16 protein-coding genes are annotated in these 13194 nt (G+C 56.4%); 10 read left to right on the forward strand and 6 right to left on the reverse strand.

The features are described from left to right. Positions 1 to 119: 119 nt before the first annotated feature. From Q1A43_RS06005 to Q1A43_RS06020, 4 genes are all read left to right on the forward strand, one after another. A complete protein-coding gene (locus Q1A43_RS06005; protein ID WP_299927890.1) occupies positions 120 to 446 on the forward strand; it encodes a metalloregulator ArsR/SmtB family transcription factor in 327 nt (108 codons plus the stop codon). 12 nt (positions 447 to 458) lie between these two features. After that, entirely contained in the window at positions 459 to 914 is a 456-nt protein-coding gene (locus Q1A43_RS06010; RefSeq protein ID WP_299933423.1) for an SRPBCC domain-containing protein, read from the forward strand. A 75-nt stretch (positions 915 to 989) separates the two neighbouring features. Continuing rightward, positions 990 to 1487 (forward strand): DUF2244 domain-containing protein, encoded by a 498-nt coding sequence (locus Q1A43_RS06015; RefSeq protein WP_299927894.1) that lies wholly within the window; start codon positions 990 to 992, stop codon positions 1485 to 1487. Between the two features lie 15 nt (positions 1488 to 1502). Continuing rightward, positions 1503 to 2417 carry a hypothetical protein gene (locus Q1A43_RS06020; RefSeq protein WP_299933425.1) on the forward strand — a complete coding sequence of 305 codons (915 nt, stop codon included), beginning with the start codon at positions 1503 to 1505 and terminating at the stop codon, positions 2415 to 2417. A 32-nt stretch (positions 2418 to 2449) separates the two neighbouring features. Here the strand turns inward: Q1A43_RS06020 and Q1A43_RS06025 are convergent, their stop codons facing one another. Then, the gene (locus tag Q1A43_RS06025) at positions 2450 to 2914 is read right to left on the reverse strand and encodes a GatB/YqeY domain-containing protein (RefSeq protein WP_299927900.1); all 465 of its coding nucleotides are present in this window, start codon (positions 2912 to 2914) and stop codon (positions 2450 to 2452) included. A 199-nt stretch (positions 2915 to 3113) separates the two neighbouring features. Between Q1A43_RS06025 and carA the strand changes: the two genes are divergently transcribed. Together carA and Q1A43_RS06035 are read left to right on the forward strand one after the other, a co-directional pair. After that, entirely contained in the window at positions 3114 to 4268 is a 1155-nt protein-coding gene (gene carA, locus Q1A43_RS06030; RefSeq protein ID WP_299927902.1) for a glutamine-hydrolyzing carbamoyl-phosphate synthase small subunit, read from the forward strand. A gap of 66 nt (positions 4269 to 4334) precedes the next feature. Then, a complete protein-coding gene (locus Q1A43_RS06035) occupies positions 4335 to 6218 on the forward strand; it encodes a glycosyltransferase (RefSeq protein WP_299933427.1) in 1884 nt (627 codons plus the stop codon). 15 nt (positions 6219 to 6233) lie between these two features. Here Q1A43_RS06035 and Q1A43_RS06040 read toward each other — a convergent pair whose 3' ends face one another. Continuing rightward, the gene (locus Q1A43_RS06040; RefSeq protein ID WP_299927909.1) at positions 6234 to 6893 is read right to left on the reverse strand and encodes a GntR family transcriptional regulator; all 660 of its coding nucleotides are present in this window, start codon (positions 6891 to 6893) and stop codon (positions 6234 to 6236) included. 99 nt (positions 6894 to 6992) lie between these two features. Between Q1A43_RS06040 and Q1A43_RS06045 the strand changes: the two genes are divergently transcribed. The 3 genes from Q1A43_RS06045 (at position 6993) to Q1A43_RS06055 (ending at position 9208) form a co-directional block, all read left to right on the forward strand. Beyond that, entirely contained in the window at positions 6993 to 7637 is a 645-nt protein-coding gene (locus tag Q1A43_RS06045) for a pyrimidine 5'-nucleotidase (RefSeq protein WP_299933429.1), read from the forward strand. An 89-nt stretch (positions 7638 to 7726) separates the two neighbouring features. After that, a complete protein-coding gene (locus Q1A43_RS06050; RefSeq protein ID WP_299927915.1) occupies positions 7727 to 7933 on the forward strand; it encodes a hypothetical protein in 207 nt (68 codons plus the stop codon). A gap of 81 nt (positions 7934 to 8014) precedes the next feature. Further along, positions 8015 to 9208, forward strand: a complete 1194-nt coding sequence (locus tag Q1A43_RS06055) for a UbiH/UbiF family hydroxylase (RefSeq protein ID WP_299933431.1) — start codon at positions 8015 to 8017, stop codon at positions 9206 to 9208. A 79-nt stretch (positions 9209 to 9287) separates the two neighbouring features. Here Q1A43_RS06055 and Q1A43_RS06060 read toward each other — a convergent pair whose 3' ends face one another. From Q1A43_RS06060 to Q1A43_RS06075, 4 genes are all read right to left on the reverse strand, one after another. Further along, entirely contained in the window at positions 9288 to 10415 is a 1128-nt protein-coding gene (locus tag Q1A43_RS06060) for an aminotransferase class V-fold PLP-dependent enzyme (RefSeq protein ID WP_299928075.1), read from the reverse strand. Positions 10416 to 10483: 68 nt separating this feature from the next. Next, positions 10484 to 10939, reverse strand: a complete 456-nt coding sequence (locus tag Q1A43_RS06065; protein ID WP_299927921.1) for an Lrp/AsnC family transcriptional regulator — start codon at positions 10937 to 10939, stop codon at positions 10484 to 10486. Next, the gene (locus Q1A43_RS06070) at positions 10932 to 11513 is read right to left on the reverse strand and encodes a hypothetical protein (RefSeq protein ID WP_299933432.1); all 582 of its coding nucleotides are present in this window, start codon (positions 11511 to 11513) and stop codon (positions 10932 to 10934) included. Before Q1A43_RS06070 ends, Q1A43_RS06065 begins: the two co-directional genes overlap by 8 nt. After that, complete coding sequence (locus Q1A43_RS06075) at positions 11510 to 11965, reverse strand: Lrp/AsnC family transcriptional regulator (protein WP_299933434.1); 456 nt, start codon at positions 11963 to 11965, stop codon at positions 11510 to 11512. Before Q1A43_RS06075 ends, Q1A43_RS06070 begins: the two co-directional genes overlap by 4 nt. A 140-nt stretch (positions 11966 to 12105) precedes the next feature. Between Q1A43_RS06075 and ilvC the strand changes: the two genes are divergently transcribed. After that, complete coding sequence (ilvC, locus tag Q1A43_RS06080; RefSeq protein ID WP_299933435.1) at positions 12106 to 13128, forward strand: ketol-acid reductoisomerase; 1023 nt, start codon at positions 12106 to 12108, stop codon at positions 13126 to 13128. The last annotated feature ends 66 nt before the right edge of the window (positions 13129 to 13194 follow it).

The following is a 13194-nucleotide window of genomic DNA, read 5'->3' on the forward strand; positions in this document are numbered from 1 at the left end:
TTGACGGCCAGCTTTTCCGAGCATTTTGGCTCTGATCACTGAGCACCTACTCCACGCCCAGCTATTCCTCGTGACAAAAGAGACTTGATCTTTAAGTTAGCTCACACTTACGGTAAGTTATGACTTACAAAGATTCGCCGTCACAGAAAACCCTAACCGCGCTAAGCGATCCAACCCGGCGCGCCTTGTTTGAAGCGGTCGCGGCTCAGCCGCGCAGTGTCGCCGAACTTGCCAAAACCCAACCCATTAGCCGACCAGCCGTCAGCCAACACCTGAAAGTGTTGTCTGAGGCGCAGTTGGTTCGCGCCGAGGCGCAGGGCACGCGGCGCATCTACCACCTTGACACCGCTGGATTGGCGGCTTTGCGCGACTATCTCGATCAATTTTGGGGCGATGCTTTGGGGGCCTATGCCGCCGAAGTCCGCCGCCGCACAAAACCCAATTAAAAAGGACATCTCATGTTGGAACCGATTGTCAAAACCATCACGGTCCCCTGTTCACAGGACAAAGCCTTTGACATCTTTGTCGATATGGCAAGCTGGTGGCCGTTAGAAAAACGCTCTATGTCGCTGATGCGCGCCGGTGGCCCGGCGAAAAAACTAACGGTCGAGGCCCGCGAAGGCGGCCGCATCGTTGAAACGGCCCTTGATGACGAAGAATGGCATTGGGGCACCTTTTTGAAGTTCGAGCCACATGCGTTTTTGCAGATGACCTTTCACATGGGCCTGCCCGAGGACAAAACCGGGCATGTCGACGTGACCTTTACCCCAATTAGCGCCAGCGAAACGCAAGTTGAGCTAAACCACCACAATTGGGAAGGCTACGAAGACATGGCCGAGATGATGTATCAGGGCTATGGCGGCAGCTGGGATTTGCTGTTTGTCGAGCATTTCAACGCGGCTTGTGCCGGGTAAACGCAACGCCCTTTGGGGGCAAGGCGCGGCACCTTGTCCCTTAACATCCAAGGGGAATGTATTAATTTCGCTCCTATGCCTTATCGCTGGACCGACACGCCCCCTTCCCCTGACCATGCCGAGTTGCACTTGTGGCCCTATAATGCGCTCAAGCCCGAGGGGTTTGCGGCGATGATTTTAGGGTTCTTTCTCTTTGCATCGATGCCGTTGATCGCGGTGATGGGGACCAAATTGTTTTGGGGGTTGTTGCCCTTTATGCTGGCGGCAACGGCCGCGCTTTATTATGCGCTGCGCAAAAATGGTCGCGATCGCCAGATTATCGAAGTGCTGACCCTAACCCCGGACATGACCCGCCTGACCCACACCCCGACAAAAGGCGAGAGCCAGAGTTGGGAGGCACAGACCTATTGGGTCAAACTGTCCTTGCACCCAACCGGCGGGCCGGTTCCCAACTATGTGACCCTAAAAGGCGGCGGACGAGAGGTTGAGCTTGGCGCGTTTCTGAGCGAAGACGAGAGGACGGCGCTTTATGCCGAACTCAGCGACCGGATTCGCCAGATGGCGCATCCCTGATATAAATGGTGCACTATGGCTCAGGCCCCCGCGACATCAAAACCGCATCGCGCTGCTCTCAAACTTGCGGCGTCTTTGGGGGCGACCCCGCTGATGATACGCCTAAACCCGGTCGAAAGCGAAATCGCGGCCTTGGAATTGCGCGCCGAAGAAGCGCATTACGTGCCGCCGCAACGCAAACAGGTCACGTTCCTCATCCCGCTAGTCGGCCCGCATCATGTTGGCGATTGGCCCGGCGTTGTTGAACGCCTGAACGCGACGCTGCAATGTTTGTTGGCGCAGGACAATTCGCATTGGAATGCGGTGATCTGTTGCCAAGAACGCCCAACCCTCCCCGATGATCCGCGCATCAGCTATTTGCCCTTTTATGACCCCGAACCCGGCAACGACAAGTGGCGCAAACTGGCGGCGCTTTGTGATCATTTGCCAAATATGGATTTGGCCCCCGGCTATGTGATGAGCTTTGACGCCGATGACCTGCTACGTCAGGGCGTTGTCAACGAAATGCTAACCCGTCAGGCCCCCGGCGGCTATCTGGTTGAGGCGGGCTATGTCATGGATGCGGGCACCGGGGTGATCGCCTTGGCGGATGCTCCGACGCTCAGGGAACCTTTGCGCAAACCGTTCTGGAAACTTTGCGGGTCCTGTGCGGCCATCGCCCATGATCCCGCTCTTCCGCAAAGCACCGCCTTTTTGCGCGCCATGACGGCGCATGAACACAGGATGTTTCCCTATTTGGCCGATTTGGCCGGGCACAGCCTTGCGCCGCTGTCGATGCCTGCGGTGCTTTATGTGTTAAATCATGGTGAGAATTTTGGCGCACGGCGCGGGCGGGTTGGTTTCAAGACCCGCTTTGTCGAACGGTTTCGCATCGACGATCCCGACGCATTGGCCGAAATCGCCGAAGGGTTTCCGCAACCCGAGGCGTAATGATGTGTCAGCCCAGATGGGCTGACGCCAAGTTAACCAGCGGCGAGACGCTCTTTGACTTTGGGGCCAACCGCACCAAAATCCATCTGACCGGTATATTTCGCCTTGAGCGCGCCCATGACACGCCCCATGTCGCGAATTGATTCTGCGCCGACTTCGCTCACCGCATCCGCGACGGCTTTGTCGACTTCGGCATCACTTAGCGCTTTGGGGAGGTATTCTTCGATCACCTCAATCTCGGCCAACTCGCGCTCCGCCAGATCAAGCCGGTTGCCCTCTTCGTAGGTGCGCGCGCTTTCGCGCCGTTGTTTCACCATTTTCCCAAGGATTGCCAACACTTCGGTGTCATCCACCCCGTCGTCATTCCCTTCGGCCCGAGCCGCAATATCGCGATCCTTGATCGCTGCGCTGATCAGTCTGAGCGTCGAGAGACGGGCCGTGGCCTTGTCCTTCATCGCTTGTTTTATCGACGCCATAACGCGTGCACGCAGTTCCATGAGCTATCCCGTCCCCATTGTCGGACCAAGTTTCTGGCCCAAGCCCGAAACGTACCCCAAGCCCCCCGACATGGCAACAGTCGAGAGCAGCATCTTAAAGTGCTGTTTTAAAACGATTATTCATTTCACCTCCCCCCTTGACCCTGCCCTCGCCGCGCCGTAGTTTCCGCGCAATTTGCCAAATGCCCGGAGAGTCGACATGTCTGCTGCCCAGACCAAACCAACCGCATGCCTAGCGCTTGCTGATGGAACCATTTTCATGGGACAGGGGTTTGGCGCGACCGGACAAACCACCGCCGAATTGTGTTTCAACACGGCGATGACCGGCTATCAGGAAATCATGACGGACCCGTCGTATGCCGGGCAGATTGTGACCTTTACCTTTCCCCATATCGGCAACACAGGCACCACACCCGAGGATGACGAAACCGGCGATCCGGTGGCCGAAGGTATGGTGGTGAAATGGGCTCCAACACAAAGTTCAAGCTGGCGTGCCGTGTCTGAGCTCTCGGATTGGCTTGCGGCGCGTGGGCGGATTGCCATTGGCGGCGTTGATACCCGGCGCTTGACCCGCGCAATTCGCCAGCAAGGCGCGCCGCATGTGGCCCTTGCCCATGATCCGGATGGCAATTTCGATATCGAAGCGCTGGTTGCCAAAGCCCGTGCCTTTGCCGGGCTTGAAGGGCTTGATCTGGCCAAGGATGTGACCTGTGCTCAAAGCTATCGCTGGGATGAAATGCGGTGGGCTTGGCCGGATGGATACCCCCGTCAGAAAGACCCCAAACACAAAGTTGTCGCCGTGGATTTCGGGGCCAAACGCAACATCCTGCGCTGTCTTGCGTCGGCGGGGTGTGATGTGATGGTTTTGCCGGCCTCAGCCACCTTTGATGACATCATGTCCCACAATCCAGATGGTGTGTTTTTGTCCAACGGCCCGGGTGACCCCGCCGCGACCGGTGAATACGCCGTTCCGATGATCAAAGAACTGCTTGATAAAACCGAGCTGCCGCTCTTTGGGATTTGCTTGGGGCATCAGATGTTGGCCCTGGCCCTTGGTGCAAAGACCATCAAAATGAACCACGGTCACCATGGGGCCAACCACCCGGTCAAAGAACATGACACGGGCAAGGTTGAGATCACCTCAATGAACCATGGCTTTGCCGTAGATGCCCAAAGCCTGCCTGATGGTGTGGTCGAAACGCATGTCTCTTTGTTTGATGGTTCGAACTGTGGCATTCGCCTTCAGGACCGCCCTGTGTTCTCTGTGCAACAGCACCCAGAGGCGTCGCCGGGACCTCAAGATAGTTTTTACCTTTTTGAGCGATTTGCCGCGTCAATGGCCGAAGGTTCCTAGGCAAAAATTAACCAACTATTAAGGCTTTGCATGCCATTTTCCTGTCAGCTTTGAAGCGGTAGGGTTATGAGCACGCAACGTCTGGACATGGCGGAACGCTTGTTGACACAAGCAGGCAGCAAACGCGGCCAACCGGTAAGTCATATCTTGACTGAAAACGGTCAGATTGCGCCGCGTGTTATGCTAGGCGCACTGGCCGAAGCTGATCGTCTCAATCAACCTTTCGATCATGTTGTTGCCGCCGAAGCGATCGTATCACGCCAAGAAGTGCTTGAGGCACAGGCCCAGCACTATGGCGCTTTGGCGCTAAGACGCGATGTCCATCCCCCTTCCGAGAATATGGTTGGCGTGCTGCCAGCGGCTTTTTGCCTTGAAAAAGGGGTCTATCCATGGATGCGGATCGGCGAAACCTTGGTGTTAGCAACCTCACGCCCCGATCAGTTTGAAGCCCTTCTCCCCGAATTGCCGCCCGGTATCGGCCCTGTGATGATGGGGTTGACCTTGGAGGCCGACATTCATGACGAAATCGCGGCGCAACACGGCGCGGCTTTGGCGCGTCACGCCGAAACATGGGTCCCTGATGAGGCCAGCTGCCGTGATCTAAGCAGCAGCACCAAGAGCGCACGCTACTTTTCCTTGGCCGCCGCGGTTCTGTGTTTCGCTATCCTTTATTGGCAACCCGTTGTGTTCTTTGCTGGGGCTTTGATCTTGGCTTTGACATCGCTGATCCTCTCGCAAGGGCTCAAGGTGGCGGCTTTTTTTGCCCTGCCCAAACAACAGCCCGTCAAGCCAGCCGTCCTGCCTGAAAACCCGCCTCGTGTGTCGATCCTTGTCCCGCTGTTCCGCGAAAGACAAATTGCCGGAACCTTGGTGAAACGTTTGTCGCGCCTGACCTATCCCAAGACCCTGCTAGACATTGTTTTGGTCCTTGAGGAAGAGGACACCACGACACTGGAAACACTAGCGCGAACCCAATTGCCGCCATGGATACGGACCATCAAGGTGCCCCCGGGCGAGGTCATGACCAAACCGAGGGCTTTGAACTACGCGTTCCGCTTCACCCGTGGCGACATCGTTGGTATTTATGACGCCGAAGACGCCCCGGCACCGGACCAGATCAACAAAGTTGTTCAGCATTTCCATGACGCCCCTGCCGATGTTGGGTGTTTGCAAGGAATTCTTGATTTCTACAATCCGCGCGCCAATTGGCTGTCGCGGTGTTTTGCCGTTGAATACGCCAGCTGGTTTCGCGTTCTGTTACCTGGCTTGTCACGACTCCGTTTTGCGGTTCCCCTTGGTGGAACCACGGTCTTCTTTCGCCGACATGTCCTTGAGGAAGTCTGTGGCTGGGATGCACATAATGTGACGGAAGATGCCGATTTGGGCATTAGGTTGGCGCGACATGGGTATCGCACCGAATTGATCCAGACCGTGACACGCGAAGAGGCAAACAACCGGTTTTGGCCATGGGTCAAACAACGGTCACGTTGGCTCAAGGGCTATGGCATCACGTGGTGGGTCCACACCCGCAACCCACGGAAATTATACGCCGATCTGGGTGGGTGGAAATTTGCGGGTGTGCAGCTGATCTTTTTGACAACCTTGGTGCAATTCACCATGGCTCCTATCCTTTGGTCATTTTGGCTTATCCTATTCGGATTGCCCCACCCTTTGAACGGCGTTTTGGACGTGACCCAAGCCAAAATTCTCACTGGTATCTTCTTGTTCGCGGAAGCGATCACCATTCTTATCGGCTACGCAGCGATTTCTCGCAGCCCACATCGTAGCCTGGTGCCGTGGGTCCCAACCTTGTTTGCCTATTTCCCGCTGGGAACGATCGCCGCATACAAGGCGGTCTGGGAAACCCTGACCAAACCGTTTTATTGGGATAAAACCGAGCATGGCCATTCCGAGCCTGACGAACCGGGCGGAGATTTGAACCACCACTAGAGGTGGCCTCAACTATCAATCCATCTGCTGGCTGGCATCCAATTTCAAACGCGTCACAAAGGCCACAGAAATATGATCGCGAAGCGCCTTATACGCCGCATCCTCGTCGCGCCGTGCGATTGCATCAACAATGGCATTGTGCTCTGACAAAGCATCCTCGCCGCGCCCTTCCGCCGCCAAGGATGTTGTCGCCATCAACGCCATAGAGCGATGGACAAGATCCAACTGCTGAACCAAAAACCGATTGTGTGACGCCTTGTGGATCATGGTGTGAAAGCGGCGGTTGGCGCGGGCAAGAGCTTGCGGATTGTCCATCAAGGCACGATCTTCCTCGACCATGTCACGTAGAACTTGCACCTCTTCTTCGGTGGCATGACGCGCCGCCAACCGCGCCGCGAGCCCCTCTAGCTCGGTGCGCACGGCGTAGAGTTCGGCCATTTGGTTGTGATCCAGCGACGCCACAATCAAAGACCGACCGTCGCGCGCCAAAAGAGACTGCGTTTCCAATCGTTGCAGCGCCTCGCGAATAGGTGTGCGGGAAACCCCAAACCGTTCGGCCAACTCACTTTCAACCAACCGATCCCCGGGTCGATACAACCCGCTGTCAATCGCCTCCAGGATCAGAGTGTAGGCATCTTTGTTGCCTTTGACATGACTGATTTTCCCCTGGTTCATCGCGCCTCTCCTTGTCGCATTGCGACACGTTAAGCGCGGCACGGCCCAAGTTTCAAGCAGTCCATTGCCACAACGCCCGCCCTGCCGTAGATGAACCCCATGCCAAAGCGTTATTTCGATCATGTTCGTACTTGGGTGTTTGACCTCGACAACACCCTCTATCCCCCAAGCCAAGAGCTGTTCCCACAGATCGAAGCCAAGATGACCGCATTTGTGATGCGCACCCTTGGTGTTGACCAAGCCAAGGCCGATCAGTTGCGCCGCGATTATTGGCGCGACCATGGTACAACGCTTGCCGGGCTGATGCGCGAACATGACATCGATCCTGACGGCTATTTGCACGAGGTCCATGACATTTCTTTTGACGTGCTTGAACCCGATCCCAATCTTGCGGATTTGATCAAACGCCTCCCCGGTCGTCGGATTGTGTATACAAATGGCAGCGCACCCTACGCGGCCCGTGTCCTAAGCGCCCGTGGGTTGGATACCGCATTTGATGCCATCTATGGTGTTGAACACGCGGGCTATTCCCCCAAACCCGAGGCACTGGCCTTTGAACGGGTGTTTGGCCTTGACGGATTGTCGCCAGAAACGGCAGCAATGTTCGAAGATGATCCGCGCAACTTGGCGGCCCCTCATGCCATGGGCATGCGCACCGTACATGTCGCTCCGACCGCGACCCCTGCGGATCACATACATCACCACACGGACGACCTCTCTCAGTTTCTCACGCAATTGACCTAGTTGATCACAAAACCGAATCTGCGACCTTTTGCTAATGCCGCAGTGCAGCATTCTCCGTTAGATGGAGGGCTCATTCATTGGAGATCGCCATGACCGACGCAACAATCACCCCCGTAGACGCCGCCGAAGACAAAACCGCCGCAACGGAAAAATGGGCCTATCTTATTGCGCTGGCGCTTGTTGCTCTTTTGGCTGTGAACACCGCTTTATTCGGTTTGGTCGGACTGTCCATGACCGCTGTTGTCTTGGTTCCGGTGATCTACGTCATCTTGCTGATCATCATGGTCGGCGGCTAAGTCAAAATCACTTTGGCCGCATGGCACTTTGCCCCTCGTTGCCCTACATATCAGGGCAAGAAGAGCAAAGACGAGGCGGCCATGGATTTTGACATCGTAATTTCAGGTGGCGGGATTGCTGGGCTGACCGCAACCGCCACCTTTGCACAGGCCGGGTTTTCGGTGCTTTGCCTTGACCCAATGCCGCCCGTCACAGACCGCGAGGCGGCTGGTGCCGACCTTCGCACCACAGCTTTCTTACAACCTGCTCAGGCGTTTTTAGCAGAAACCGGTCTTTGGGATCGCCTTGCCGATCACGCCATGCCGCTTCAAACCATGCGGATTGTCGATGCGGGTGGACCCGAGCCGGAGCCAAGGGTCACCAAAGATTTCGACGCCTCTGATATTTCGGATTTGCCCTTTGGATGGAACCTGCCCAACTGGCTGCTCCGCCGCGAAATGGCGGCACAATTAGATGCCTTGCCCAATGTTGATTTTCGCCCCGGCACAGCAACAACCACTCTGTTTACCCGCGAAGCGGAGGCGCGCGTCGGCCTATCCGATGGATCGCGTGTGCGCACACGTTTGGTAATCGCCGCTGACGGGCGTAATTCGCCAATGCGCAAAGCCGCCGGCATAGACGTGAAAACCACACGGTTCGGGCAAAAGGCCCTTGCCTTTGCCGTCACGCATCCGATCCCACACGACAATGTATCTACCGAAATTCACCGTACGGGCGGCCCCTTCACCCTTGTCCCATTGCCAGATTTCAACGGTAGACCTTCATCTGCAGTGGTATGGATGGAAGAAGGGCCCAAGGCCGAAGCCCTGATGGCACTTTCTGACGAAGACCTCGAATCCGCCATGTCGACGCGCAGCTGTCACCTGTTTGGCCCGTTGAAAATCGCCTCTCAGCGCACCATCTGGCCGATCATTGCCCAAGAAGCCGACCACCTGTGCGCGCAACGCCTTGCCCTTGTGGCCGAAGCGGCGCATGTCGTCCCGCCGATTGGCGCGCAGGGTCTTAACATGAGCCTCAAGGACATCACAGCGTTGCGCGACCTTGCCATCGCCAGCCCCGACACATTGGGGGATGCCAAAATGCTCGACGCCTATCACCGCGCCCGCATCACAGATATCCGCGCCCGGGTCGCAGGCATCACCGTGCTCAACAAAACGTCGATGATTTCCAACCCGTTGTTGCGCGATACCCGCGCCGCTGCGCTAAATGCGCTTTATAGTGTCAAACCGGTTCGCAAAACCTTGATGCAACTTGGTCTGGGGGCAAAGGGCTAAGCCAAGCCCTTTGCTTCATCTTTCCAAATAAACTCATGGGTGGTCGCCATCGGCGGTCGGGGCCACGCCCCCAGCGGGGTTAAAGAACCTCGTCCAATACGTTGCGCAACCGCGCCACGGTCGCATCCACGTCATAAAGCTTGTCCAATCCGAACAAGCCAAGGCGGAAGGTCGAAAACCCTTCGCCCTCATCGCACTGCAATGGAACACCCGCGGCAATCTGCATCCCCCGCGCCGCAAAGGCACGCCCGGATTGGACTTCTGGATCACTTGTATAGCTGACCACAACGCCCGGCGCGCCAAATCCGTCTGCCGCGACCGAACGGACACCTTTGTCGGCCAAAACCGCGCGCACAGTATTGCCAAGCTCAAACTGCGCCTCACGCAGCTTTTCAAACCCATAGTCACGGGTCTCGATCATCGCGTCCCGAAACATCACCAACCCTTCGGTCGGCATGGTCGCGTGATAGGCATGTCCACCGCCCTCATAGGCCGCCATGATGCTGTGCCATTTCTTGAGATCAACGGCAAAGCTATCGGACTCCGTTTCGCCCATCCGCGCCACGGCGCGCTCCGACATCATCACCAAGCCGGCGCAGGGGGTCGAAGACCAGCCCTTTTGCGGGGCCGAGATCAACACATCGACACCGGTGGCCTGCATGTCGACCCAGGCACAGCCCGACGCGATGCAATCCAAAACCATCAACGCACCAACCGCGTGTGCCGCGGCCGACATCCGGGTGATATAATCGTCCGGCAAGATCATCCCAGACGACGTTTCAACATGCGGAGCAAAAACCAGATCGGGTTTTAACTCGGCAATCTTAGCCTCAACCTCTTCGATAGGAGCCGGGGCAAAGGGCGCATCGGCGCTGTTTCCTGTCCGGCGTGCCTTCATCACTTCGGTTGTATCGGCAAAGCCTCCGGCGTCAAAAATCTGGCTCCAACGGAACGAAAACCAACCGTTGCGCACCACCAAAACATTGGCATTGCGGCCAAATTGACGGGCCACCGCTTCCATCCCAAAGGTCCCGCCACCGGGCACCAAGGCCACCGCATCTGCCTTATAGACCTCTTTCAACATGCCGGAAATGTCGCGCATCACTTGCTGAAACGCGGCCGACATATGGTTGAGGGAGCGGTCGGTAAAGACAACCGAAAATTCTTCGAGCCCGTTCGGGTCCACGTTATCAAGCAGCGCCATGATGATCTCCTATTTCGTTGAGATCATGCCTAGCGCAGCTTGGCGCGGGATCAAAGGGGGATCAAAGCGGCTCAGATTGGTCCGGGGCGGCGTTCTTCGGACAACAGCACATTTGCCTCGACATTGCCCAAACCCGGCAAGGTCATCACTCGGCGGCGCAGCACCCTTTCAAAATCGGAAATATCACGGGCGACAACGCGCAGGCGATAATCATAGAGGCCAAGCACGTGTTCCACGGTCTGCACTTCGGGGATCGCGGTGACAGCGCGCTCAAAGTCTTCCAAAGACACGCGCCCCTTGGTGGCAAGTTTCACCCCCAAAAACACCGTGACGCCAAACCCCAAAGCGGCGGCATCAACTTCTAGTCGGGTGCCGCGAAACACCCCCGCCTCTTTGAGCCGCTTAATCCGTCGCCAACAGGCCGGTTGCGACAGACCTAGGTCACGTCCCAAGGCCCCGGCGTTGCGCGTCGCGTCTTCGGCCAATGCCCGGATCAATGCGCGATCAATGTCATCAAGATCAATCACAATTGCCCCCCGTGTTTGGCATCCAATCAGGGAACTTGGCTTCGAAATCCCTTTTGGGCGCGCCCGATTCTAGGAAAAGATCAAACCCTCCATCGTAAGGCGCAAATACTCTGTGGCTAACCGGATCGAATAGCAGTGCTCTTTTGACGTCTTCTGCAATTTCATGCCAAAGAAGCCGCAGCCCCTGACAATTCAGATCCACCTGTTTGGCGTAAATGCCGATACTGGTTACGTCATCGTCAAAAGTGTCTGCCGTCGGAGAGGCACAGGATTGCAACTCAAGGACAAGGGTATCGTTGGCCAGAGTGATCGTTTTCGGTGCGTCCGTCCCAAACAGAAACACAACAGACACTAGCCACATATCTGCACAACCACCAAAGAGAGCAGTGGACAACGCTTCGGCACGTTCAAGAATAACGTGCTGGTCTTGCGTCGTTTCTGCGTAGCGCTTTGAACCGGGGAGCGCATGAAAACGGGTCCAACTACGACCATGCTCATGGCGCAATATGTGCCCAATTGGGAGGGTGGAACCGTAGCCGCCTTTCCAATCGCCTGAAAAACCGGGCTTTGTCATATCGGCAGCGCCTCTTGCCCTTTGACGCGGGCAACCTGCATCAAGGCTTCGATGTCATTGATATGCGGCAGGACCAACAATTGCTCTCGATACAGCTGTTGATAATGCGCCATATCGCGGGCAATCACCGACAGACGAACATCAACCTGTCCAAGGAAGGTTTGAATTTCAATGACTTCGGGCACCAAACGCGCGGCGGGGATAAATTCATCAAAGGCGCGGGCCTCGGTTTTATCTAGCGTGACGCGCAAGGACACCTCGACCTCGTAGCCCAAGGCGGGCCAGTTGATGACATTGCGCACGCCCTTGAGAACACCGGTGTCGCGCATCCGATCTAACCGGCGCGATAGCGTCGTGGCCGTCACACCGGCGGATTCGGCCAACCGTGCGGCGGGGGCTTCGGGATCGGATTGATAGTAGCGCAGAATGCGCCGATCGGTGTCATCAAGCATGAATACCTACATAACACTCACAATGACGCATGAAAACTCCGATTTAGGCTGAAACCCTATGTGTTTTGCTGTTTTCACCGGCGCAAAACCCCTATTGTGGCCCTCAACCAAACAACACCACGCTGATAAGGATTATCATCATGCGCGTTTACTACGACCGCGATTGCGACGTGAACATCATCAAAGACAAAAAAGTTGCCATTCTCGGCTACGGCTCGCAAGGCCACGCCCACGCGCTGAACCTGCGCGACAGTGGCGCGAAGAACCTTGTTGTTGCGCTGCGCGAAGGCTCCCCTTCGATCGCAAAAGCCGAAGGCGAAGGCCTTAAGACCATGGGTATCGCCGAAGCCGCTGCTTGGGCCGATGTGATCATGTTCACAATGCCCGACGAATTGCAGGCCGAAACCTACAAGAAATACGTTCACGACAACATCCGTGAAGGCGCTGCCATCGCATTCGCCCACGGCCTGAACGTCCACTTTGGTTTGATCGAACCCAAAGAAGGCATCGACGTGATCATGATGGCCCCCAAAGGCCCCGGTCACACCGTGCGCGGCGAATACACCAAAGGCGGCGGCGTGCCTTGTCTTGTGGCTGTTGACCGCGATGCAACCGGCAAAGCGCTGGAAATCGGCCTGTCCTATTGCTCCGCCATCGGTGGCGGCCGCTCGGGCATCATCGAAACCAACTTCCGCGAAGAATGTGAAACCGACCTGTTCGGCGAACAAGCGGTTCTGTGCGGCGGTCTGGTTGAACTGATCCGTTGTGGCTTTGAAACTCTGGTTGAAGCGGGTTACGCACCAGAAATGGCCTATTTCGAGTGCCTGCACGAAGTGAAGCTGATCGTTGACCTGATCTATGAAGGCGGCATCGCCAACATGGACTACTCGATCTCCAACACCGCAGAATACGGCCAGTATGTCACCGGCCCACGTATCCTCAACTACGACGAAACCAAAGCCCGTATGAAAGACGTTCTGACCGATATTCAGGACGGCAAGTTCGTACGTGACTTCATGCTGGAAAATGCGGTTGGTCAGCCAACCATCAAAGCAGCCCGCCGTCACAACGACGAGCACCAGATCGAAGCCACCGGCGAAAAACTACGCGGCATGATGCCGTGGATCTCTGCTGGTAAAATGGTTGACAAAGAGCGCAACTAAGCGCCTTGCGGTTTGAACCGTAACCTAGTCAAACGAGGGGTGCCCTAGATATTGGGGCACCCCCAT

Source organism: uncultured Pelagimonas sp., from assembly GCF_947498515.1.
Classification (GTDB): Bacteria; Pseudomonadota; Alphaproteobacteria; order Rhodobacterales; family Rhodobacteraceae; genus Pelagimonas.